This window comes from Rhodococcus sp. DMU1, from assembly GCF_012272955.1.
In the GTDB taxonomy this organism is placed as follows: Bacteria; Actinomycetota; Actinomycetes; order Mycobacteriales; family Mycobacteriaceae; genus Rhodococcus; species Rhodococcus aetherivorans.
In genome coordinates, this window is sequence record NZ_CP050952.1 from 255,825 (window position 1) to 278,835 (window position 23,011).

The following is a 23,011-nucleotide window of genomic DNA, read 5'->3' on the forward strand; positions in this document are numbered from 1 at the left end:
CGTCGGTCGTCCAGACCCGGCGGACGCTCATGCGGTTGAGGATCAGTGTGCCGGTCTTGTCCGTGCAGATCACACTCGTGGAGCCGAGGGTTTCGACCGCGGAGATGCGCTTGACGAGCGCGCCCCGGCGCGCCGGCGTGCGCACGCCCACCGCGAGGGCCAGCGTGATCGTCGGCAGCAGTCCGTCGGGCACGTTCGCCACGATCAGGCCGATTGCGAAATTGAGGGCGTCGGTGAGTGAAAGCCCGGCCATGAGCGTGCCGAGCGGGATGAATGCCAGGCCCATCCCGACGGCGACCAGGGCGATCAGCCGGGCCACCCGCTTGACCTGCCGCTCGAGGGGACTGTCCTGGTGTCCTGCGCGCTGGGAGAGCGCGGCGATGCGACCGAGTTCGGTGCGCATTCCGGTGGCGAACACTACGGCGGTCGCTTCGCCGGCGGTGCACGTCGTTCCGCTGAACACCACGTCGCGGGCATGGATGAGGGGAACGTGGCTGTCACCGGTGTCGACGGCGACCGCGACCGGCGCCGACTCTCCGGTCAACGTGGACGTGTCCATCTCAAGGGAACCGGTGAGCAGGCGCGCGTCGGCGGACACGCGGTCGCCCTCGGATACGATGATGACGTCGCCGGGGACGAGGTCACGGGCGTCGATCTCGGTTTCCCGGCCGTCCCGCAGCACGCGGGCCCGCTGGGGTAGGTATGCGGCGAGCGCTTCGACGGCCTGTTCGGCGTGCCGTTCCTGCACGAAGGCGAAGGCCGCGTTGATCACGATCACCACGACGATGGCGACCGCCAGCGGCCCCGAGTCCGAGACCACGGCAAGCGCGGCTGCCACCCACAGCAGCAGGGCCAGCGGGTGGGTGAACTGCCGCAGTAGTTCGCGGATCCAGCCTTCCCCGGGGCGGCGTACCAGTTCGTTCGGCCCGCTGACCGTCAGCCGTCGCTGCGCTGCGCGGGTCGAGATTCCCTTCCGGGACGAGCGCAGGTCCCGAAGGAGTCGGTCGAGGAATTCCTGGGGGTCCGGAGCGGGGAGCTCCTGCTCGATCGGGTCCGTCATGGATGTTCGGTTCGTGCGCTATTGCGCCGCAGCCGGATCTGTCGTCTCGAGGTTCAGCACCGTGCCGGTGGTGGCGCCCCCGTCGACGACGAATTCGGATCCGGTCGAGTATGTGGCCTCGGTGACGACGAACCGCACCATCCGTGCCACCTCGTCGGGGCTGCCGAAGCGGGGGATCGGCTGGGTGGCGGCGATGCCGCGGTCCATCCCCGCCGTCATCGGCGTGTCGATGGGTCCGGGATGAACCGAGCACACCCGGACCCCGTCGGGAGCGAATTCGAGCGCCGCCGTCTTGGTGAGGCCGCGCAGGCCCCACTTGCTCGCCACGTAGGCGCCGGCCCCCGCGTAGCCGGTGAGCCCGGCTGTCGACGAGATGTTGACGACGACACCGTGTGCGCGCCGGAGCGCGGGCCCCGCCACGTGCATGCCGAGCCAGGCGCCCACCAGGTCGACCTGCAGTACGCGCTCGAAGTCGGCCCGGTCCTGGGCCTCTATCGTGCCCGGCACGAAGATGCCGGCGTTGTTGATCAGGGCCCGCAACGGACCGATCGATTCGGCTGCGGCCACAGCCTCCACCCACTGCTCCTCGTTCGTCACGTCGAGGTGCACGAACGTCGCGCCGCCTCCCACCGTCGCCGCGTGCCGGGTGCCCTCGTCGTCCAGCACGTCGGCGACGACGACGCCGGCGCCCTCCCCGGTGAGCGCGGTGGCGACGGCGGCGCCGATGCCGCGGCTGCCACCGGTGACTATTACCGATCCGCCGTCGAGTCCCGTCATGGCCGTTACCCTCCTCGCGCCGACGCGGTGGGGGCCACCGCGACGGATGCTGACGTGCCGTTGCCGACGAGGCCGGAGGTGGGCGCCACCGGTGTGCGCTGGACGGCCGCTGCCGCTGCCGCGGTGGCTTCGTGTTCGAGGAAGGTCTTCAGTTCGCCGATGGCACTCATCATGGGGGCCGGGAACACCACGGTGGTGTTCTTCTCGACCCCCAGCTCCACCAGGGTCTGCAGGTTGCGCAGTTGCAGGGCCAGGGGGTGGGCCATCATCGTGTCGGAGGCGTCTCCGAGCGCGGCGGCCGCCATCGACTCGCCTTCCGCCGCGATGATCTTGGCGCGCTTCTCCCGCTCGGCCTCGGCCTGGCGGGCCATGGCGCGTTTCATGCTGTCGGGAAGCTGGATGTCCTTCAACTCCACCAGGGTCACCTCCACGCCCCATTCGAGGGTGGACACGTCGAGGAATTCTCGAATGTGGACGTTGATGACGTCGGTCTCCGACAACGCCTCGTCGAGGGTGTGGCGGCCGACCACCCTGCGCAACGTGGTCTGGGCGATCTGGTCGATCGCAGCGGCGACGTTCTCGATCGCGACGACCGACTTCACGGCGTCGATGACACGGAAATAGGCGACTGCGGAGATGTCCACGCTGACGTTGTCGCGCGTGATGATCCCCTGGGACTGGATCGGCATCGTGACGATCCGCAACGACACCTTCGTGAGGCGGTCGACGATCGGGATGATCAGATGCAGGCCGGGTTCCTTCACCCCGAGCAGCCGGCCGAACCGGAAGAGCACGCCCTTCTCGTACTGGGTGACGACGTGCACCGACTGCGACAACACGAACATCACCACGACGAGGAGCACCGCGGCGAGGATGATCCAGGTGGTCACGACGTTCCTCCCATCCCGCAGCAGGTCGCGGTTGCCTTCACCGTGCGCTCGTGGACCGCGGCCGGGAAGGGTCGAAAGTCACCGCCGGGGCGGATCGGCGAGTTCGAGACCTTCCGAGCCGCGTCCGTACGAGACCGTGCGCAACACCGGAGGAAACATACCCCCTCGGGTATATTGGTCGGGACGTGCTGTGAGAGGAGCGAGGAGATGACATCGGCGGACTTCGTCGACGGGATCGAAGTGCTGTGGCGACCCGGGTGCCCGTTCTGTTCGCGGCTGCGCCGGGCCCTGCGCCGACGCGGCATCGACACCCGCGAGATCGACATCTGGCAGGACCGCGCGGCCGCGGCGCGGGTCCGTGCGGTCACCGGCGGCGACGAGACCGTGCCGACCGTCTTCGTGGGACGGGTCGCCCTGGTCAATCCCGGGGTGCGCGAGATCGAGGCCGCGATCGAGCGGGAACTCCCCGAGCGAGCCGGCGAACTGCTCCCGGCGCCGGTGTCTCGTCCCCGGAAGCTGTTGTCCCGCATCGGCTTCCCGCTCCGCGGCTGACGCGCCCGACCACCCGTACCGACGACCGAAGGAGTCGCAGTGCCGGAAAACCAACTCGACGAAGAACTCTGGGACGAGCGCTACCGTTCCCGTCCCGCGCTCTGGAGCGGTGAGCCGAACCGTCACCTCGTGGGGGAGGCGGCCGAACTCGAGCCCGGCCTCGCCCTCGACGTCGGCTGCGGCGAGGGCGCGGACGCCATCTGGCTGGCGCGGCGCGGCTGGCGGGTCGACGGCGTGGACGTGTCCGGCGTCGCCCTGCGACGCGCCGCCGAACACGCGGATCGGGCCGGCGCCGAGATCGCCGGGCGCATCACGTGGCTGCACGAGAACCTCACCGCGTGGGACCCCGGCCGGGGGCGGTACGACCTGGTCTCCGCGCAGTACATGCACCTGCCGCCACCGGAACGCGACGTCCTCTTTCGAGGGCTCGCGGAGGCGGTCGCTCCCGGCGGCACCCTCCTGATCGTCGGGCATCACCCCACCGACCTGCAGACCACCGTGCCGCGCCCGCCGCGGCCCGAGCTGTTCTTCACGGGAGCGGACGTCGTGGCGCTGCTCGATCCCGACGGCTGGGACGTCGTCACCGAGGCCGCCGTCGCGCGGTCGGTCACCGACCCGGACGGACGCGCCGTCACCGTGCACGACACGGTGGTCAGGGCCCGACGGCGCTGATCGCGCCACCACGTCGCGAACGTCGTCGTCGGGCGGTCTCCCTCAGGCCAGGGCGAGGAAGAGGCGCTCGAGCTGTTCCTCGGTGAGCCGGTCCGGACACGTGTCGTCCTCCTCGTCGAGCATGCACCGACGAAGCTGCGCGGCAACGATCTTGAACCCGGCGCGGTCGAGCGCCCGGGAGACGGCGGCGAGCTGGGTCACCACGTCCCGGCACTCGCGGCCGGATTCGAGCATGGCGATCACGCCGGCGAGCTGCCCCTGCGCGCGGCGCAGCCGGTGCAGCACCTGCGTATCGGCTTCGGGGGTGACGGCGGTCCTGGGGACGGGGTCGACGGGAGTGTTCATCGCTGTGCTTCCTGCGGTAGGGGACGAGGTTCGAAGGGATACCCCATGGGGTACTTGACATACCCTAGGGGGTATGTGGCAGGGTTGTCCATATCGAGGACGAAATCGACCCATACGGAGGAACCACGATGATTCTCGAGCAGTACTACATCGAGTGCCTGTCGCACGCGTCGTACCTGATCGGTGACGAGGGCACCGGCCGGGCGGTGGTGGTCGATCCGCGCCGCGATGTCACCGAGTACCTCGACGACGCCGCGCGGCACGGGCTGCGCATCGAGGGTGTGATCAACACGCATTTCCACGCGGATTTCGTCTCCGGGCATCTGGAGCTGCTCGAGGCGACCGGGGCGTGGATCGGGTTCGGGGAGGCCGCCGAGGCGGACTACCCGATCCGGCGGCTGCGCGACGGCGAGCACCTGTCCCTCGGGGAGGTGGACCTCGAGATCCTGGCCACCCCGGGGCACACCTGGGAGTCGATCTCGGTGCTGGTGCGCGAGCATCCGGGGGCGACCCCGGCCGCGGTGCTGACCGGGGACTCGTTGTTCATCGGTGATGTGGGTCGCCCGGACCTGGTGAATCTGGGGGATTCGTCGACCGAGGATCTGGCGCGGGCGATGTACCACACGGTGCACGAGAAGCTGCTGACCCTGCCCGATGCGGTCACGGTGCTGCCCGCGCACGGTGCCGGCTCGTCGTGCGGGAAGAACCTGTCGACGGAGCTGACCTCGACGATCGGGGAGCAGCGGGTGAGCAATCCGTCGGTGCAGCCGATGAGCGAGGAGGCGTTCGTGGCGTTGGTCACCGAGGGGCAGCCGGCCGCGCCGGCCTACTTCTCGGTCGATGCCGGGTTGAACAAGAGCGTGCATCCGCTGCTCGATCGGGGGCGCACCATCCCGGAGCTGAGCCCGGCGCGGGTGCGGGCCGAGCTGGCCGCCGGGACCCGGGTGCTCGATGCGCGCGGTGTGGACGACTTCGCGGCGGGGCATCTGCGCGGGTCGGTCAACGTCGGGTTCGACGGCCGGTTCGCCGAGACCGGCGGGATGGTCGCCGAGGTGGGGGAGAAGATCGTGTTGATCACCTATCCGGGGGAGGAGCAGGACGCGGCGGTGCGGCTGGCCCGGATCGGGTCGGACAACGCGGCCGGTTATCTCACCGTCGATCACGACGGGGTGTTCCCGGCGGAGCTGGCGGATCTGGTGCAGACCGCGCCGCGGACCACCGTCGCGCAGCTCGACGAGTTGCTCGCCGCCGATGCGGTGACGCTGGTCGACATCCGCAATCCCGGTGAACGCGAGTTCGGGGTGATTCCGGGGGCGGTGCCGATCCCGTTGGCGCAGCTGCGGACCCGGCTCGGGCAGGTGCCGACCGGCAAGCCGATCGTGGTGCACTGCGCCGGTGGGTGGCGTTCGAGTGTGGCCGCGTCGCTGCTGCGGGCGCAGGGCTTCGACAACGTCTCGGACCTGCTCGGCGGTTACAACGCCTGGGCCGAGGCCCACGTCCCCGCCTGATCCCGCACCGTCCGAAATACGCGGCAGCCCGCCCCCTGGCCGACCAGGGGGCGGGCTGCCGTCGCTCTGCGCCGCACCCGTCCGGTCCGAAGAGGGTTGTGATCGACTGGGATCATGCCCGGATGAGTCACCGACCCCGCGCAAGGAGCAGCAGATGACCTACTTCGAACGGATCGGTCCGGCCGCGTTCCAGCCGACCCACCACGTCAGCGGTGCCTGGAACCCGCAGGAGCAGCACATCGCGCCCGCACTGGGTCTGCTGGTCCACGCCGTGGAATGCGACCGTGACGCACGCCGCGACGACGGACTGGTCGTCGGCCGCCTGTCCTACGACATCCTCGGCACCGTCCCGGTCGACACGGTCGAGACCACCGTCACCGTCCTGCGTCCCGGGCGCACCATCGAGCTTGTCGAGGCCGTCCTCGCCCACGACGGTCGCGCCGTCGTACGGCTGCGGGCCTGGCTCATGCAATCCCGCCCCACCCCCGCGCTGGAGGCGACGTCGCTGCCGCGGATCGACCCGCCCGACGCCATGGCTCCCTGGGACGCCTCGACGGTGTGGCCGGGCGGGTTCATCGCCTCCACCGAGATCCGCCGCATCCAGCTCGAGCCCGGCCGGGCGGCGTACTGGGTGCGCACGCCGCTGCCCCTCGTGCTCGACGAGAAGGTCAGCGCGCTGGCCGGTGCCGCGGGACTGTTCGACATCGCCAACGGCATGACCGTGCGCGTGTCCCCGAAAGACGTCGCCTTCCCCAACGTCGACCTCACCGCCCACCTGTTCACCGAACCCCGGGGCGACTGGCTCGGCTTCGACACCACCGTCTCGTTCGGTCCCGACGGCCTGGGGCTGACCAGCAGCGTCCTCCACGACACGCACGGCCCCGTCGGCACCGTGTCCCAGATCCTCACCGTCCGCCCCAACTGACGGCGAGGGCTGTCGCACCCGTGGGGCGAACTCGCCTCACGGTGTCCGCGACGGGCCCGGCCGGGCGCCGACATAGGCCGCGAGGTGCTCGCCGGTGAGGGTGGAGCGGGTGGTGACGAGGTCGGCGGGTGTGCCCTCGAAGACGATCCGGCCACCGTCGTGGCCGGCGCCGGGGCCGAGGTCGATGATCCAGTCGGCGTGCGCCATGACCGCCTGGTGGTGCTCGATGACGATGACGGACTTGCCGGAGTCGACGAGCCTGTCGAGCAGGCCGAGCAGTTGCTCGACGTCGGCGAGGTGGAGGCCGGTTGTCGGTTCGTCGAGGACGTAGACGCCGCCCTTCTCGGCCATCCGGGTGGCCAGCTTGAGTCGCTGCCGCTCACCGCCGGACAACGTGGTGAGCGGCTGGCCGAGGGTGACGTAGCCGAGCCCGACGTCGGCGAGCCGCTGCAGAATCTTGTGGGCCGCCGGGATCCGCGCCTCGCCGGCGCCGAAGAACTCCTCGGCCTCGGCCACCGGCATCGCGAGCACGTCGGCGATGCTCCGGCCGCCGAACGTGTACTCCAGCACCTCGGCCTGGAACCGCCTCCCCTCGCAGTCCTCGCAGGTGGATTCGACGGTGGCCATGATGCCCAGGTCGGTGTAGATGACTCCGGCGCCGTTGCAGGCGGGGCACGCGCCCTCGGAGTTGGCGCTGAACAACGCCGGCTTCACGCCGTTGGTCTTCGCGAACGCCTTCCGGATCGGGTCGAGCAGTCCGGTGTACGTCGCCGGGTTGCTCCGCCGCGAGCCCTTGATCGCCCCCTGGTCGACCGACACCACTCCGTCGCGCCCGGACACCGAACCGTCGATCAGCGAGCTCTTGCCCGAGCCCGCCACCCCGGTGAGGACGACCAGCACGCCGAGCGGAATGTCCACGTCGACGTCCTGCAGGTTGTGGGTGCCGGCGCCGCGCACTTCCAGCACACCCGACGGTGTCCGCACCGAGGGCTTCACCGACGCCCGGTCGTCCAGGTGCCGCCCGGTGAGCGTGCCACTGGCACGCAGCCCCTCGACGGTGCCCTCGAACACCACCTCGCCGCCCTCGGTGCCGGCGCGCGGTCCGAGGTCGACGACGTGGTCGGCGATCGCGATCGCCTCCGGCTTGTGCTCGACGACGAGCACCGTGTTGCCCTTGTCGCGCAGCTGCAGCAGCAGGTCGTTCATACGCGCGATGTCGTGCGGGTGCAGGCCGATGGTGGGTTCGTCGAACACGTACGTTACGTCGGTGAGCGAGGAACCGAGGTGGCGGATCATCTTGGTGCGCTGTGCCTCTCCCCCGGAGAGGGTGCCCGCCGGCCGGTCGAGTGAGAGGTACCCCAACCCGATCTCGGCGAACGAGTCGAGAAGGTGTTGCAGCCCGGTGAGCAGCGGGGCCACCGACGGTTCGTCGAGGCTCCGGACCCAGACGGCCAGGTCGCTGATCTGCATCGAGCAGACGTCGGCGATGTTCTTTCCCTTGATCTTCGACGACCGGGCCTCCTTGCCGAGCCGGGTGCCGTCGCACTCGGGGCAGGTGGAGAAGGTCACGGCCCGTTCCACGAACGCCCGGATATGCGGCTGCAGTGCGTCGACGTCCTTGGACAGCATCGACTTCTGGATCTTCGGGATCAGCCCCTCGTACGTCAGGTTGATCCCTTCGACCTTGATCTTGGTCGGCTCCTTGTACAGCAGGTCGTGCAGTTCCTTCCTGGTGTACTTGCGGATCGGTTTGTCCGGGTCGAAGAAGCCGCAGCCCCGGTAGATCCGGCCGTACCAGCCGTCCATGCTGTAACCGGGGATCGTGAGCGCACCCTCGTTGAGCGACAGACCGTCGTCGTACAACGCGGACAGGTCGAAGTCGGTGACCGCGCCCATCCCCTCACAGCGCGGACACATGCCGCCGAGCCGGGTGAAGGTCGCCCTCTCGGTCTTCGTCTTGCCGGCGCCGCGTTCGACCGTGATCGCACCGCTGGCCTTCACCGAGGGGACGTTGAACGAGTACGCGTTGGGCGAGCCGATGTGCGGCTGCCCCAGCCGGCTGAAGAGGATGCGCAGCATCGCGTTTGCGTCGGTGGCGGTGCCGACGGTGGAGCGGGGGTTCGAGCCCATCCGCTCCTGGTCGACGATGATCGCGGTCGTCAATCCTTCGAGGACGTCGACCTCGGGCCGCGCCAGCGTCGGCATGAAACCCTGCACGAAGGCGCTGTAGGTCTCGTTGATCATCCGCTGCGACTCCGCGGCGATCGTGCCGAACACCAGAGAGCTCTTGCCCGAACCGGAGACGCCGGTGAACACCGTCAGCCGGCGCTTCGGGATCTCGACGCTGATGTCCTTGAGGTTGTTCACGCGCGCACCGTGCACGCGGATCAGATCGTGACTGTCGGCAATGTGCGGCGCAGACGACCGCGTGTCCGTCCTCGTGGCCATGCTCATGGTGTCTCCATCTGCCGGGAAGGGAAAGCTCGAGTCAATGGTGACGTCCATGGCGGTCAGGCTAGGTGCGGCTCGGTGACTCCCGCTTCTCGATTCCTGATCGGTCTGGTCACCGTCTTCGCGACGCACGACGGCATCCCCGCCGCCGTGCGCGCGGCCTGACGCCGATAGACGCTGGGGGGCACACCGACCAATTCGGTGAAGCGAGTGCTGAAGGTCCCCAGCGACGCGCAGCCGACCGCGAAACACACCTCGGTGACGCTGAGATCGCCGCGACGCAACAGCGCCATCGCGCGTTCGATGCGCCGCGTCATCAGGTACGCGTACGGCGACTCCCCGTACGCGGCCCGGAACTGGCGGCTGAGGTGCCCGGCCGACATGTGCACGCCACGGGCGAGCGCCTCGACGTCCAGCGGCTGCGCGTACTCCCGATCGATCCGGTCACGGACGCGGCGCAGCCGCGCGAGGTCACGCAGGTGCTGCGCGTCAGCGGGTCTGCTGGTCACCCACGCGATCGTGCCACGTCGCAGCGGAGTTGCCCAGCGCTGCCGGCCGCCCCCCACGAGGCCGGATCGATCAGGAATCGAGAAGCGCGGGACACGGAGCCGCTCCTAACCTGCTCGTCATGGATATCACCATTCACACGAGCTTCCTGCCGCACGACGACCCGGACGCGTCGCTCGCCTTCTACCGCGACGTCCTCGGCTTCGAGGTCCGCAGCGACGTGGGGCAGGGCAGGATGCGCTGGATCACGGTCGGCCCGGCCGGTCAGCCCGACACGTCCCTCCTCCTGGCGCCGCCGGCCGCCGACCCGGGCATCACCGACGACGAGCGCCGCACTATCTCGGAGATGATGGCGAAGGGCACCTACGGCTGGATCCTGCTGGCCACCCGGGACCTCGACGCCACATTCGAAAAGGTGCAGGCCGGCGACACCGAGGTCGTCCAGGAGCCGACCGAACAGCCGTACGGCATCCGCGACTGCGCCTTCCGCGACCCCGCGGGCAACATGGTCCGCATCCAGGAACTTCGCTGAGACGTACGGGCGTCGATGCGGCCGTGCCGGCCGGCACGGCGACCACCGGCAACAAGGGCGGCAGCGCACCGTCGCAGAGGTGCCCGCCCTGCCGACGGCCCACCAGGGCCGCGCGGAAGACGGAGAGGGGAGTGCTCTCATGTGTCGGCCCGAATGGCGGCGTGCACGCGCCGACGCGCAGCGCCGGACCGATCTCGCGCGGCTGCGCCGCGTCCGTGACCGGATCGATCGGGAGTACGCGCAGCCGCTGGACGTCGAGGCGCTCGCCCGTGGCGTGCACATGTCGGCCGGGCACCTCAGCCGCCAGTTCCGGGCCGCGTACGGGGAGTCGCCGTACGCGTACCTGATGACGCGGCGCATCGAACGCGCGATGGCGCTGTTGCGTCGCGGCGATCTCAGCGTCACCGAGGTGTGTTTCGCGGTCGGCTGCGCGTCGCTGGGCACCTTCACCACCCGCTTCACCGAGCTGGTCGGCATGCCGCCCGGCGTCTTCCGGCGCCGGGCGGCGGATGTTGCGTCCGGCCATGACGATGCTGCGGGTACGGCCCGCGATGCGGGCTCTGCGGTCATGACGGGCGGGATGCCGGCGTGTGTGGCGAAGCAGGTGGCACGACCGGTCAGGAATCGAGAAGCCCCGGCCTGCAAGCAGTCCCTAGCGTGATGGTCATGACAACCACCGCATCCGACACGTCCATCGCATCTGTCACCCTCGAGGTGGCCGACCCCGAGACCGCCCACCGCTTCTACACCGCCTTCGGCGTGGACACGTACCTACGCCTGCGGGCATCCGAGTCGCACTCCACCGGATTCCGTGGCTTCACCCTGGCGCTCACGGTGTCCCGGCCGGCCACCGTCGACAGCTTCCTCGGCGCCGCCGTGGACGCCGGCGCCACGGTGCTCAGACCCGCCGCGAAGTCGCTCTGGGGCTACGGCGGAGTCGTCCAGGCCCCGGACGGGACGATCTGGAAGGTCGCGACCTCGGCGAAGAAGGACACCGGCCCGGCCACCTCTGAGATCGACGAGATCGTCCTGCTGCTCGGTGTGGAGGACGTGAAGGCCAGCAAGCAGTTCTACGTCGGCCGGGGCCTGACCGTGGCCAAGAGCTTCGGCGGCAAGTATGCCCAGTTCACTGCCGGCGAGTCCAGCCCCGTCAAGCTGGCGCTGTACAAGCGTCGCGGCCTGGCCAAGGACCTCGGCGTCCCCGCCGACGGCACCGGCTCGCACCGCATCGTCCTCGGCAGCACGGCCGACCCCTTCATCGACCCGGACGGATTCGCCTGGGAGGCTGCCACATCGCTCACCCCCGCGCCGCCCGCGGTGCCTGCACAGTCCTGACCTGCCTCATCCCTGTTGTGAGAGGAAACCTGCCATGCAGCAAGCGAAGTCGTCCACCGAGAACTCCGGCGCGAGCGCCGAGCAGTACCACGGATTCACCGCCGAGGAGCGGGCCGCGATGAAGGAGCACGCGCAGGAGCAGAAGAAGGCGGCGGCGCGGCGCGGTTCGCGGGCGGAGAAGGAGGCGGCAGCGGAGCGGGACGTGCTCGCGAAGATCGCCGAGATGCCGGAAGCGGACCGGGTCCTCGCCGAGCGGATCCACGACATCATCAAGACCGCCGCTCCGGACCTCGCGCCGAAGCTCTGGTACGGGATGCCCGCGTACGCCAGAAACGGCAAGGTCCTCTGCCACTTCCAGAGCGCGCAGAAGTTCGGGTCGAGGTATGCCACGCTCGGCTTCAGCGACGAGGCGGCGCTCGACGACGGCGCCATGTGGCCGATCGCCTACGCCCTGAAGGAGCTGACCGCAGCCCAAGAACAGCGCATCAGCGCGCTCGTGAGGAAGGCCGTGGGCTGAGGCCGTCGGTGCCGGCGTTGCCTTGAACCCGATCGAGCCGAGCCGACGACCGTGACGAGGCGGACCGAGGTCAGGCGTTGCCGGGCCCGGTGGTGGCCGGTTCCACGTGGATGAAGGTCTCGGTGTGCGGCAGCACCGCGTCGATGGCCGCCTCGATGCGGTCGGCCATGTCGTGGGCGGTCCGCACGGTCCAGTCGCCCGGAACGGTCACGACGACGAACACCTGGCGTTGCCGGCCCGATTCGACGGTGCGCAGCGGCGCGAACTCGACCGGGCACTCGGCGCGGAACCGGTCCAGCACGGCGTTGACCTGGTCCTGTTCGTGCTGGGGGAGGGCGGCGCTGAGCAGGCCGCTGACCGAGCCGCGAAGCAGCCGGTATCCGGTCCACAGGATGTTGACACCCACGACGAGGGCCACGATCGGATCCAGGGGTTCCCAGCCGGTGACGGTGACCAGCACGATGCCGACGATCACTCCGGCGGAGGTCCACACGTCGGTCAACAGGTGCTTGCCGTCCGCGACGAGCGTGATCGAGCGGTGCGTGCGACCCACGCGCTGCAGGGTGATCCCGACGGCGAGGTTGATCAGGGAGGCGACGGTCGTCAGGGCCAGCCCGAGCCCGGGCTGGACGAGCGGAATCGGACTGATCAGGCGTTCGATCGCGGTCCAGACGATCGCGGTGGCCGCGACGAAGATCATCGCACCCTCGACCAGGGCGGAGACGTACTCGGCCTTGCCGTGACCGAAGTGGTGGCTGGCGTCCGGGGGCCGGGCCGCCACCCGCAGTGCGATCAGCGCCACCACTGCGGCGACGAGGTTGACCCCGGATTCGAGGGCGTCGGAGAGGAACCCGACCGAGCCGGTTGCCCACGCGGCGCTCGCCTTGAGGACGATGGTGACCACGGCGGCGGCCAGCGAGAGCAGCATGAAGCGGAACAGCAGCCGATCCTGCCGCTGCCGCGATTCGGGCGTCGACGTCGTCCCCATCCGGCTCCTCCCGGTCCGTCGGTCTCCTCGGTCGCGGAGCGCGCGGTCGGCGCAGAACGCGCCCGGGCAGGTGTTCCCACTTCGGGGCGCGGGAACACCTGCGTCGGGTCGGACGGTGCGTCAGGCGGCCGTCGTGGCGTCGAGCAGCGCCTGACGCTGGTTGGCGCCGAGGCCTCCGATGCGGCGGGTGTCCGGGATCGACAGCTGCTCGAGGAGCTTGGCGGCCTTGACCGCGCCGACGCCGGGCAGCGCCTTGATCAGGGCCGAGACCTTCGTCTTCTTCACGACCTCGTCGGTCTCCGCCTTGTCGAGCACGGCCGAGACGTCGAGCTCTCCGGCCTTGACGGCGGCGAGCAGCTCGCTGCGGGCCTTGCGCACTTCGGCGGCCTTGGCGAGTGCGGCGGTGCGCTGTTCGTCGGTGAGAACGGGTGCTGGCATGACGGCCCCCTGTGTTGTCCGATGGTGAGCGGCCCCGGGCGAGGCTGCCGCGGCTGATGCTGCCAGGTCGGACCGACAATTCGTCGTTCCGGCACGCGGGGACGGCAGATCCGCGGGGTTCGCGGTGCGGATCCGGCCGATCCCGGCCCGTGCCCTGCGACTACGCTGTCACCGGTTCACGACCGGCGGGACGGAGTTGACGATGTGCGCGGCGAAGGCGGCTACGGTCGGGACCGGCAACGGCCGGCAGGCGATCCTCGACTCGGCGATGCGGAACATGAACGAGCGCGGGTACCACGGCACCTCGATGCGCGACATCGCCCGGGACGCCGACATCACCGTCGCCTCGATCTACCACCACTTCAAGTCCAAGCAGGAGATCCTGCAGGACATCATGACCCGGGCGCTGCACGATGCGATCGCCATGACCCGCGGGGCGTTGCTGCGGGCGGGGGGTTCGCCGGACGCGCAGCTGCAGGCGCTGGTGCGCGCGTGGGTCATGTTCCACACCACCCGGCAGCTCGATGCGCTGGTCGGTGCGACGGAGCTGCGCAGCCTGAACGAGGCCGGTCGCCGGCTCGTCGTCGCGCTGCGTGACGAACAGGAGGGTCTGTTCCGCGACGTCGTCGAGCGGGGCGTCGAGGAGGGGGCCTTCGAGGTGGAGTTCCCGCGCGATGCGGTGCGCGGAATCATCAACATGGGCCAGTCGGTGTGCGCCTGGTGGCGGTCCGACGGGCCGCTGCGGCCGGAGGAGCTCGCGGACCGCTACGCGGATCTGGCCCTGGCGATGGTGCAGCACCGTCCCCGTCACGGCGGCCTCTCGGTTTCCTAACGATTGATCGGCTGCCGCCTCTTCGGTGCTGCAGCATCTTCCTTCCGCATCGGCATTATCGCAGATGGGATCCCGTCCGTCGGTAGCCGTGTTGACACCGAACGCTCGTTCGGCGACTCTGTAGGTCACCCGAACGATCGTTTGGCCGACAGGCCGACGCAGGAAGGAATCCGCGATGACTGCATCGCCTGCGGGCGCCGTCGCCGACCTCGATCTCGACGCGCTGACCGTCCACCTGCAGCGCGTACTCGGCGGTGAGGTCACCGGCGCGCTCACCGCCTCCCTCATCGGCGGTGGCCGCTCCAACCCCACCTACCGGCTCGCCGACGACGAGCACGCATGGGTGCTGCGCCGACCGCCGTACGGGCACGTGCTGCCCAGCGCGCACGACATGCGGCGCGAGTTCACCGTCATCAACGCCCTCGGTGGCACGTCCGTCCCCGTGCCCCGCGCGGTGCACCTGTGCGAGGACGAGAGCATCCTCGGCGCGAAGTTCTATCTGATGGAACTCGTCGACGGCGTGGCCGTCGGCACCGTCGAACAGGCCTCGGCCCTCACCGCCGACGAGCGTCGCCGCCTCGGGTTCTCGCTCGCCGACACCCTGGCCGCGCTGCACGACATCGACCCCGACGCCGTCGGGCTCGGCAGCTTCGGCCGTCCGGACGGCTACCTCGAGCGCCAGCTCGGCCGGTGGGCGAAGCAGTGGGAGGCCTCTCGCCGCGTCGACCGGCCCGAGGTGGCGGTGCTGCTCGACAAGCTCCGTCGCGCGCTGCCGCAGACCCGCCACCCCGGGATCGTCCACGGCGACGTCAAGCTCGACAACGTCCTCGCCGCGCCGCAGGATCGCGGACGCATCGCCGCCGTGCTCGACTGGGAGATGGCCACCCTCGGCGACACCCTCGCCGACGTGGGAATCATGCTGAGCTTCTGGGATGTTCCCGGTGCGGCATACAACCCCATCACCCGCGGCCTCGCCACCCTCGACGGATTCCCCACCCGCACGGAGCTGCTCGAGCGCTACGCCGCCGCGCGCGGAATCGATCTCGCCGACATCGACTGGTACACCGTCTTCGCCGACTTCAAGATCGCCGTCATCCTCGAGGGCATCGGTGCCCGCCACGACCGGGGCGAGACGGTGGGGGAGGGCTTCGACGGCATCGCCGACATGGTCGGGCCGTTGCTCCGGCGCGCCCTCGATCTCGCTGCCACCTCGGCCCTTCCCGAACTGCGCCGCTAGGCGATCACTCCCTCAGAATCGGAGCAACAATGGATTTCGAATACAGCCCCAAGGTCCGCGAACTGCAGGACCGGCTCACCGGCTTCCTGCAGGAACGCATCCTGCCGGCCGAGCCGATCGCCGCGCAGCAGCTCGCGAGCAAGCCCGACTACTGGGGTGCCCCGCCGATCATGGCCGACCTCAAGGCTTCCGCCAAGCGGCAGGGGCTGTGGAACCTCTTCCTCCCCGAGGCGGGCGGGGCCGGCCTGACCAATCTCGAATACGCCCCGCTGGCCGAATTGACCGGATGGAGCCCGCATCTCGCCCCGGAGGCGCTCAACTGCGCCGCGCCGGACACCGGGAACATGGAGCTGCTCGCCCGCTACGGCACCGACGCCCAGAAGCAGCAGTGGCTCGGCCCCCTGCTGGAAGGTGAGATCCGGTCCTGCTTCTCGATGACCGAACCCGACGTCGCCAGCTCGGACGCGAGCAACGTCCGCCTCGAGATCGCCGACGACGGCGACGAGTGGGTGCTCACCGGACGCAAATGGTGGTCCACCGCCGCACTGCGGGAGGACTGCCGCGTCGCGATGGTCATGGGGGTCACCGATCCCGGCGCTCCGGCCGGATCCCGGCACTCCATCGTGCTGGTCCCGATGGAGACGCCGGGCCTGGACATCGTCCGCTCCACGTCCGTGCTCGGGTTCGACGACCGGCACGAGGGCGGGCACGGCGAGATCGTCTTCGACCGGGTGCGGGTGCCCAAGGCGAACCTGCTCGGCCCGCGCGGCAAGGGTTTCGCCGTCGCGCAGGCCCGCCTGGGCCCGGGCCGGATCCACCACTGCATGCGCCTGATCGGCATGGCCGAACGCGCCGTCGCGCTGATGACGGAGCGGGCGCGCACCCGCGTCGCATTCGGCAGGCCGCTGGCCGACGAAGGGGTCGTGCAGGCCACCGTCGCCGACGCACGCATCCAGGTGGATGCGGCCCGCCTGATGGTGCTGCGCGCCGCGTGGCGGATGGATGTCGAGGGCGCCAAGGCCGCCCGGCACGACATCGCCGCCGCCAAGGTCATGGTGCCGCTGACGGTGAAGAAGATCGTCGACGACGCCATCCAGATCTTCGGCGGTGCGGGCCTGTCCCAGGACACACCGCTCGCAATGCTGTACTCGCAGGCGCGGTTCCTGCAGATCGCCGACGGCCCCGATCAGGTGCACCGCCGGTCCCTCGCTCGCGCCGAGTTCGCCGCGACTCCGGTGCTGCGCGAGGTCCGCGGATAGGACCACACCCCACCGCGACGACGACGGCAGGGTGAGTGGGGCGGCAGGGGAGACGGCGAGCATCCACGCCGGAGTGTGCTCGTCGTGGCGGGGCCGCTCCTGCGCGCCGTCGACATCCGGATTCGCGACGAGAACGACGGCCGCCCAACACCGGGTGTGCAGGTGCCCCGAGGGATCGCACTCGGTCGGCCACACTCCGGCGTCGATCCGCGCGACTTCGGAACCGGTAGATCCACCACTCGCACCGGCCGGGCGGTGCGCAGCTCGTCGAGCACGCGCCCGCATGGACGAGGCGAGCACACCGGCAGCTAGTGACCTTCGCCGAGGCGCCCGGAGAGCCGGTCGAGGCGTTCGAGGCCGGCGCCGTCGAGGCCGACGATCTCGACGCTCTTACCTTTGTTGGCGTACTTGTGCCGGATCGCGTCGAGGGTGGCCACGGTGGAGGCGTCCCAGATGTCGGCGCCGGTCAGGTCGATGACGACGTTGCGCGGGTCGCCCACGTAGTCGAACTGGTAGATCAGGTCGTTGGAGGAGGCGAAGAACAGCTCGCCGTGCACCTTGTAGACACGGGTGTCGACCTTGCCGTCGTGGTCGGTGTCGGCTTCGGAGACCTTCTCGATGCTGGTCAGGTGGGCGACCCGGCGGGCGAAGAGCACCATCGCGGTGACCACGCCGAGGATCACCCCGATCGCGAGGTTGTGGGTGATCACGGTCGCGGCGACCGTCACCAGCATCACGAGGGTTTCGCTGCGCGGCATCAGCTTCAGGGTGCGCGGGGCGATGCTGTGCCAGTCGAGGGTGGCGACCGACACCATGATCATCACCGCCACGAGGGCGGCCATGGGGATCAGGGCGACGACGTCACCGAGGGCGACGACGAGGATCAGGAGGAACACCCCGGCCAGGAAGGTGGAGATGCGGGTGCGGGCCCCGGAGACCTTGACGTTGATCATGGTCTGGCCGATCATCGCGCAGCCGCCCATGCCGCCGAAGAATCCGGTGACCAGGTTGGCAACCCCCTGGCCCCAGCCCTCACGGGTCTTGTTCGAGTGGGTGTCGGTGATGTCGTCGACCAGTTTGGCGGTCATCAGGGATTCGAGCAGGCCGACCAGGGCCATCGCGAGCGCGTAGGGGGCGATGATCGCGAAGGTCTGCGTGGTCAGCGGCACGTCGGGGAGGAACAGCGCCGGGAGGGACTCGGGCAGCGCACCCTCGTCGCCGACGTTCGGCACGTCCCAGCCGAAGGCGAGCACGGCGGCGGTGAGCACCGCGATCGCCACCAGCGGCGCCGGGACCACGGAAGTGAGCTTGGGGAGGAACACCATCACGCCGAGTCCGACGGCGACCAGCGGGTAGACCAACCACGGGACGTCGATCAGGTGCGGCAGCTGGGCGGTGAAGATCAGGACGGCCAGGGCGTTGACGAAGCCCACCATGACGCTGCGCGGGATGAACCGCATCAGCTTGGCCACTCCGAGGACCGACAGCACCACCTGGAACAGGCCGCCCAGGAGGACGGTGGCGACGAGATAGTCGAAGCCGTGCTCGCGGGCCACCGGCGCGACGACCAACGCGATCGCGGCGGTGGCGGCAGAGATCATCGCCGGCCGGCCACCGACGATGGAGATCGTCACGGCCATGGTGAACGAGGCGAACAGCCCGACCCGCGGGTCGACGCCGGCGATGATCGAGAACGAAATCGCCTCCGGGATCAGTGCCAGGGCCACGACCAGGCCGGCCAGGATCTCGGTCTTCAGGCGTTTCGGGGAGCGCAGGGCGGCGCGCACCGAGAGGACGGGATCGTCGTCCGCCTCGTGGACGGCCGGCGCGTTGCCGGCAGGAGTTGTCCCGGCAGGAGTTGTCACAGTCGTGTCTTCTTTCCATGAGAAGCCGGGGGCGACGCCCCCGCGCGGGCGGGACGGCATCGTCTCGTCCGCGGAACCCGCAGAACTCTACCCTCCGGTGAGGGTAGAGTTCGAATCGAGGGTCGGGCCGCTCGCTACGGTGGAGGCGCGACCGGGAGGAAAGGGTGCGGCTGTGACTATCGATTCGGGGCATATGCAGATCGGGCAGGTGGCTGCGCGCACCGAGCTGTCGATCAAGACCATCCGTCACTACGACGAGGTCGGCCTGGTCACCCCGTCCGCCCGCAGCGCCGGCGGGTTCCGCCTCTACACCGAGGACGACGTGCAGCGCCTGCTGGTGATCCGGCGGATGAAACCGCTCGGGTTCACCCTCGACGAGATGCGCGCGTTGCTCGCCGCTCTCGATCGGATCGCCGCCGCCGCGACCTCCGGGCAGGGGGCCGCCGACGCACGCGGCGTGCTGGCGGAGTTCCATCGGCGGGCCGAGGACAGTTGCGCTCGTCTGCGCACGCAGCTCGCGTACGCGGAAGAACTCACCACCATCCTGGGTGAGCACGCCACCGGAGCCTGACCCTGCCGTCGGCGTCGGCGGTGACTGCGCCGAGGACGGGCACCGGATCCCGCGCCCGCCGGCGACCGCGTCGCCGGCATCGATTTCGATGTGGACGTGACCGCCCGCGGACAGCGGCCCCGACGCGACCGCATCGAACTGAGCTGTCACCGGGATGCCGTGCAGTGGGCGGCCGCCGACACGTTCGGCTGTAGCGGCTACTGCGGGCGCAGTGGAGCGAACTGGAACCGCTGCTGCGGCCGGGACGGCTGCGGGCTGCCGAACCGGCGAGAACGCACCCGCGAACCGACGACGACTCGGCCTGCCGCGTTCGCAACGAGCGGCAGGCCGAGTCGTTTTCGTCGTCGACCGGGTTTCCCGGCCCGGCGTCACACCGGTGTGTCGACGAAGCGCTCCTTCAGCTTGCGCTTGACCAGCTTGCCGGTCGGTGTCCGGGGCATGTCGTCACTGAACACGATCCGGCGCGGGAGCTTGTACTTGGCGAGGCGACCGCGGAGGTGGTCGGCCAGTTCGGCGGCGAGCGCGTCGTCGCCGTCGAAGCCGGGGGCCGGTTGGATCACCGCGGTGACGATCTCGCCCATCTCGGCATCGGGCACCCCGATCACGCCGGCGTCGAGGACCTTGGGGTGCTCGACGAGCGCGTTCTCGATCTCCTGCGGGTAGATGTTGACTCCGCCGGAGATGATCATGAACGAATCACGGTCGGTGAGGAACAGATACCCGTCCTCGTCCAGGTAACCGACGTCGCCGGTCGTCGTCCACGCCGGGTGGTGCGGGTGCTGGGCGTCGCGGGTCTTCTCCGGTGCGTTGTGGTACTCGAACGGCAGCAGGTCGCGTTCGAAATAGATCGTGCCGATCTGCCCCGCCGGCAGTTCTTCGCCGTTCTCGCCGCAGATGTGGACGACGCCGAGCGCGGCCCGGCCCACCGTGCCGGGTTTGCGCAGCCATTCCTCCGTGTCGACGAGGGTGAGGCCGTTGAGTTCGGTGGAGGAGTAGTACTCCGACAGGATCGGGCCCCACCACGCGATCATCTGCCGCTTGACCTCGACCGGGCAGGGGGCCGCGGCGTGCACGGCGACCTGCAGGCTGGACACGTCGTAGCGGGAGCGCACGTCCTCCGGCAGTTTGAGCATGCGCACGAACATGGTGGGCACCCACTGGCTGTAGGTGACCCGGTACCGCTCGATGTATTCGAGGGCCTTCTCGGGGTCGAAGCGGCCCATCACGACGACCGTGCCGCCGAGGGCCTGCACCGCGGCGCAGGTGCGCAACGGTGCCGCGTGGTACAGCGGTGCGGGGGACAGGTATACCGTCTCCGGATTCACGCCCCACACCGAGGCGTTCATGGCGGTCATCGTGTCACCGGGTTCGTGGACCTGGCGGTCGGGCAGCGCGGGCTTGATGCCCTTGGGGCGGCCCGTGGTGCCGGACGAGTAGAGCATGTCCGCCCCCCGGGGTTGATCGGCGGGCGCGGCATCCGACTCGGCGGCCGCGGCCGCGTCCAGGTCGGCGTATCCGGGGAGCGTGCCGCCGAAGGCGAGCTGGTGCTCGGTGTTCGGCAGCAGAGCGGGAAGCACCCGGGCGATCTCCTCCAGCGCGGCGTCGACGAGCACGGCCTTCGCGCCGCAGTCGTCGACGATGTAGGCGGCCTCGCCGGGAGTGAGATGCCAATTCACCATGGTGACGTAGAGGCCCGACCGCATTGCCGCCCAGTAGATGTCGAACACCCGGGGAGTGTTGGTGGCGAGCACCGCGACGTGGTCTCCGCGGCGCAGTCCCAGCGTGCGGAGGTGGCGGGCGATACGGATCGAGTTGGCTTCGAGCTCGGCGAAGGTGACCGTCCGGCCGGTGTCGGCCATGATCACGGCCGGCTTGTGCGCAGTGGTGTCGAGGTAGGCACCGGGATACATGGGGTCTCCAGTGTTCGTTCGGGCGGAGAGTCAGTGGCGCCCGGGAGGGCAGTGGCGCCGAAGGGGCAGTGGCGCCGACGGGGCAGTGGCGCCGGGAGGTCAGGCGCGACGACGGGCGAGGGCCACCAGGCAGGCGAGGGCGAGGACCGAGAGCGCTGCGATGAGCAGCCCCACGCGCCAGAGGTTGGCGACCTCCCCGTTGATCAGCGCGACCATCGCCATGGGCGCCATGCCGCCGAGGATCGCTGCCGCCTGGTACCCCAGGGACGCTCCGGAGTAGCGGATCTCCGGGGGGAAGAGTTCGGCGAACAGGGCGGCCTGCGGCCCGGTCTGGAACGACATCACCACGCAGGAGACGATCAGCGCGACGGCCAGCGGCCAGATGTCTTCCGACGAGGACGCCCCGATGAGCAGCCACATCGGCACGGCCCACAGGCCCATGCCGACGATGCCGATGCCGTAGATCAGCTTGCGGCCGTAGCGGTCCGACAGGTAGGCGGTCAGCGGCACCATCGGCACGAGTACACCCGCGGCGATCAGGATGATCGCCAGCACGTCCGAACGGGTGATGCCGAGGTTGGTCGTGGCCACCTGCACCGAGCCGGTGATGGTGATGTAGAACATCACGATGCCGACGAGATAGGTGCCGCCGGCCATGAGCACGGTGCCGCTGTTGTGCCGGAGGACTTCGAGGACCGGGGAACGCCGCTGGGCCGGCGCGGCCGCGAGCTTGGCCTCCACCTGCTGGAACTCGGGGGTCTCCTCGAGGTAGCGGTGGATGGCGAAGGCGACGAACAGCATGAACAGGCTGATCCAGAACGGCACGCGCCAGCCCCACGAGGTGAACGCCTCGGGCGAGACCGCCCACGCCACCGCCAGGAAGACCGCGTTGCCCATCACCACGCCGATCGGGATGCCGAGCTGGGCGAAGCTTCCGTAGAAGCCGCGGCGATGGGCCGGGGCGTACTCGGTGGCCAGCAGGACCGCGCCGTCCCACTGCGCCCCGACCGCCAGTCCCTGGCAGATGCGCAGCAGGACGAGCATCGCGGGGGCGAGCCAGGTGATCGACGTGTTCGGCACGAAGCCGATCAGGGTGGTCGCGACACCCATGAGCAGGATGGCGGTCACGAGTACCGGCTTGCGCCCGTACTTGTCGCCGAAGTGGCCCGAGACGATCCCGCCGATGGGGCGGGCGACGAAGCCGACCGCGACGGTGGCGAACGAATTGAGCGCGGCCACGACCTCGCTGCCGGTGGCGAAGAACGTCTTGTTGAACACGAGCGCCGCGGCGGTGGCATAGATGAAGAAGTCGTACCACTCGAGGGAGGTCGACACCGCGGCAGCGAACGCGGCCTTGCGGGCCGCCCGGCGCGAGTGCGGCGGGGCGGCGGGTGGCGGAGAGCTGGGCGCCGTCTCCTGCGCCTGTGGAACCGAGGGGGTGGCCATGGCTGCCCTTCCTGCGAACGTGTGTAGCCAATCGATCGTTCGGTTAGCAGTCGATAAGTTATGTGACGCGCCGCACAAAGTCAAACGCACGCCGAGGGTGAGGTCGGCCTCGTGGGGACCTGCGAGCGAGGGGCCCGTGGGACCAGCCGTCCTCGAGTGTGGGTCGTTCACCGCCTGGAGCTGGTCGGATAGCAATGTGTGGTGCTGGAGGCGTGGTGTATACGACTGCTCCTGTGCGCGCGGGCAGGAACGCCTGTCAGGCGCGGCGGGGGCGCCGTCGGGGCTGAGCTCTCTGCGTAATCTTCCGAGTTTCGAGCCGACCGACTGTTTACTCGGCCTGCATGGATGCGTCGGCCGGGGCGGCGCGGCGAGATGTCTCGGCGTCGGCGGTCGC

Annotated in this window: 22 protein-coding genes and 1 pseudogene; 12 read left to right on the plus strand and 11 right to left on the minus strand. The window is 69.8% G+C overall.

All coding sequences use genetic code 11. The features are described from left to right. Positions 1 to 67: 67 nt before the first annotated feature. The 3 genes and pseudogenes from HFP48_RS31410 to HFP48_RS01230 all read right to left on the minus strand — a co-directional run. Positions 68 to 1,060 (minus strand): annotated as a pseudogene (locus HFP48_RS31410) (HAD-IC family P-type ATPase); the annotation flags it as partial. A gap of 18 nt (positions 1,061 to 1,078) precedes the next feature. Continuing rightward, on the minus strand, positions 1,079 to 1,837 hold the full coding sequence (locus HFP48_RS01225; protein WP_168578899.1) for an SDR family oxidoreductase: 759 nt from the start codon (positions 1,835 to 1,837) through the stop codon (positions 1,079 to 1,081). A gap of 5 nt (positions 1,838 to 1,842) precedes the next feature. Further along, a complete protein-coding gene (locus HFP48_RS01230; protein WP_168578900.1) occupies positions 1,843 to 2,727 on the minus strand; it encodes a slipin family protein in 885 nt (294 codons plus the stop codon). 207 nt (positions 2,728 to 2,934) lie between these two features. Here HFP48_RS01230 and HFP48_RS01235 point away from each other — a divergent pair, with 207 nt between their 5' ends. Together HFP48_RS01235 and HFP48_RS01240 are read left to right on the plus strand one after the other, a co-directional pair. Next, positions 2,935 to 3,279 carry a glutaredoxin domain-containing protein gene (locus HFP48_RS01235; RefSeq protein WP_006940432.1) on the plus strand — a complete coding sequence of 115 codons (345 nt, stop codon included), beginning with the start codon at positions 2,935 to 2,937 and terminating at the stop codon, positions 3,277 to 3,279. 39 nt (positions 3,280 to 3,318) lie between these two features. Next, positions 3,319 to 3,951 (plus strand): class I SAM-dependent methyltransferase, encoded by a 633-nt coding sequence (locus HFP48_RS01240; protein WP_102800064.1) that lies wholly within the window; start codon positions 3,319 to 3,321, stop codon positions 3,949 to 3,951. Positions 3,952 to 3,993: 42 nt separating this feature from the next. Here HFP48_RS01240 and HFP48_RS01245 read toward each other — a convergent pair whose 3' ends face one another. Further along, positions 3,994 to 4,296, minus strand: a complete 303-nt coding sequence (locus HFP48_RS01245) for a metal-sensitive transcriptional regulator (protein WP_006940428.1) — start codon at positions 4,294 to 4,296, stop codon at positions 3,994 to 3,996. Positions 4,297 to 4,424: 128 nt separating this feature from the next. Here HFP48_RS01245 and HFP48_RS01250 point away from each other — a divergent pair, with 128 nt between their 5' ends. Together HFP48_RS01250 and HFP48_RS01255 are read left to right on the plus strand one after the other, a co-directional pair. Beyond that, positions 4,425 to 5,804: an MBL fold metallo-hydrolase gene (locus tag HFP48_RS01250; RefSeq protein WP_006942079.1), complete on the plus strand. Its 1,380-nt coding sequence runs from the start codon at positions 4,425 to 4,427 to the stop codon at positions 5,802 to 5,804. A 154-nt stretch (positions 5,805 to 5,958) separates the two neighbouring features. Then, the gene (locus HFP48_RS01255; RefSeq protein ID WP_065923208.1) at positions 5,959 to 6,729 is read left to right on the plus strand and encodes a thioesterase family protein; all 771 of its coding nucleotides are present in this window, start codon (positions 5,959 to 5,961) and stop codon (positions 6,727 to 6,729) included. 36 nt (positions 6,730 to 6,765) lie between these two features. Here HFP48_RS01255 and HFP48_RS01260 read toward each other — a convergent pair whose 3' ends face one another. Both HFP48_RS01260 and HFP48_RS01265 read right to left on the minus strand, forming a co-directional pair. After that, complete coding sequence (locus HFP48_RS01260) at positions 6,766 to 9,177, minus strand: excinuclease ABC subunit UvrA (protein ID WP_168580494.1); 2,412 nt, start codon at positions 9,175 to 9,177, stop codon at positions 6,766 to 6,768. Between the two features lie 62 nt (positions 9,178 to 9,239). Next, positions 9,240 to 9,689, minus strand: coding sequence for a helix-turn-helix transcriptional regulator (locus HFP48_RS01265; protein ID WP_029546973.1), 450 nt, complete (start codon positions 9,687 to 9,689; stop codon positions 9,240 to 9,242). Between the two features lie 119 nt (positions 9,690 to 9,808). On the opposite strand from HFP48_RS01265, the gene HFP48_RS01270 reads away from it, so the two are divergent. The 4 genes from HFP48_RS01270 (at position 9,809) to HFP48_RS01285 (ending at position 12,071) form a co-directional block, all read left to right on the plus strand. Then, entirely contained in the window at positions 9,809 to 10,219 is a 411-nt protein-coding gene (locus tag HFP48_RS01270) for a VOC family protein (protein ID WP_050034359.1), read from the plus strand. Positions 10,220 to 10,358: 139 nt separating this feature from the next. Further along, positions 10,359 to 10,880 (plus strand): helix-turn-helix transcriptional regulator, encoded by a 522-nt coding sequence (locus HFP48_RS01275; protein ID WP_065923207.1) that lies wholly within the window; start codon positions 10,359 to 10,361, stop codon positions 10,878 to 10,880. 5 nt (positions 10,881 to 10,885) lie between these two features. Then, on the plus strand, positions 10,886 to 11,554 hold the full coding sequence (locus HFP48_RS01280; RefSeq protein ID WP_210432796.1) for a glyoxalase: 669 nt from the start codon (positions 10,886 to 10,888) through the stop codon (positions 11,552 to 11,554). Between the two features lie 34 nt (positions 11,555 to 11,588). Next, a complete protein-coding gene (locus tag HFP48_RS01285) occupies positions 11,589 to 12,071 on the plus strand; it encodes a DUF1801 domain-containing protein (protein ID WP_065923206.1) in 483 nt (160 codons plus the stop codon). Positions 12,072 to 12,141: 70 nt separating this feature from the next. On the opposite strand, the gene HFP48_RS01290 is transcribed toward HFP48_RS01285, so the two are convergent. Together HFP48_RS01290 and mihF are read right to left on the minus strand one after the other, a co-directional pair. Continuing rightward, positions 12,142 to 13,059, minus strand: a complete 918-nt coding sequence (locus tag HFP48_RS01290) for a cation diffusion facilitator family transporter (RefSeq protein WP_029546978.1) — start codon at positions 13,057 to 13,059, stop codon at positions 12,142 to 12,144. A gap of 120 nt (positions 13,060 to 13,179) precedes the next feature. Beyond that, positions 13,180 to 13,497, minus strand: coding sequence for an integration host factor, actinobacterial type (gene mihF / locus HFP48_RS01295; protein ID WP_006944561.1), 318 nt, complete (start codon positions 13,495 to 13,497; stop codon positions 13,180 to 13,182). Between the two features lie 202 nt (positions 13,498 to 13,699). Here mihF and HFP48_RS01300 point away from each other — a divergent pair, with 202 nt between their 5' ends. The 3 genes from HFP48_RS01300 (at position 13,700) to HFP48_RS01310 (ending at position 16,825) form a co-directional block, all read left to right on the plus strand. After that, the gene (locus HFP48_RS01300) at positions 13,700 to 14,329 is read left to right on the plus strand and encodes a TetR/AcrR family transcriptional regulator (protein WP_029546979.1); all 630 of its coding nucleotides are present in this window, start codon (positions 13,700 to 13,702) and stop codon (positions 14,327 to 14,329) included. 175 nt (positions 14,330 to 14,504) lie between these two features. Beyond that, the gene (locus tag HFP48_RS01305; RefSeq protein ID WP_029546980.1) at positions 14,505 to 15,566 is read left to right on the plus strand and encodes a phosphotransferase family protein; all 1,062 of its coding nucleotides are present in this window, start codon (positions 14,505 to 14,507) and stop codon (positions 15,564 to 15,566) included. A gap of 29 nt (positions 15,567 to 15,595) precedes the next feature. Next, positions 15,596 to 16,825 (plus strand): acyl-CoA dehydrogenase family protein, encoded by a 1,230-nt coding sequence (locus HFP48_RS01310; protein WP_006944558.1) that lies wholly within the window; start codon positions 15,596 to 15,598, stop codon positions 16,823 to 16,825. Positions 16,826 to 17,133: 308 nt separating this feature from the next. Here the strand turns inward: HFP48_RS01310 and HFP48_RS01315 are convergent, their stop codons facing one another. Continuing rightward, positions 17,134 to 18,612 carry a SulP family inorganic anion transporter gene (locus HFP48_RS01315; RefSeq protein WP_241010959.1) on the minus strand — a complete coding sequence of 493 codons (1,479 nt, stop codon included), beginning with the start codon at positions 18,610 to 18,612 and terminating at the stop codon, positions 17,134 to 17,136. Positions 18,613 to 18,883: 271 nt separating this feature from the next. Between HFP48_RS01315 and HFP48_RS01320 the strand changes: the two genes are divergently transcribed. Next, positions 18,884 to 19,261, plus strand: a complete 378-nt coding sequence (locus HFP48_RS01320) for a MerR family transcriptional regulator (protein ID WP_006944555.1) — start codon at positions 18,884 to 18,886, stop codon at positions 19,259 to 19,261. Positions 19,262 to 19,629: 368 nt separating this feature from the next. Here HFP48_RS01320 and HFP48_RS01325 read toward each other — a convergent pair whose 3' ends face one another. Beyond that, positions 19,630 to 21,171 carry an acyl-CoA synthetase gene (locus HFP48_RS01325; protein WP_065923204.1) on the minus strand — a complete coding sequence of 514 codons (1,542 nt, stop codon included), beginning with the start codon at positions 21,169 to 21,171 and terminating at the stop codon, positions 19,630 to 19,632. Positions 21,172 to 21,270: 99 nt separating this feature from the next. Then, on the minus strand, positions 21,271 to 22,617 hold the full coding sequence (locus HFP48_RS01330) for an MFS transporter (RefSeq protein WP_168578901.1): 1,347 nt from the start codon (positions 22,615 to 22,617) through the stop codon (positions 21,271 to 21,273). Between the last annotated feature and the right edge of the window lie 394 nt (positions 22,618 to 23,011).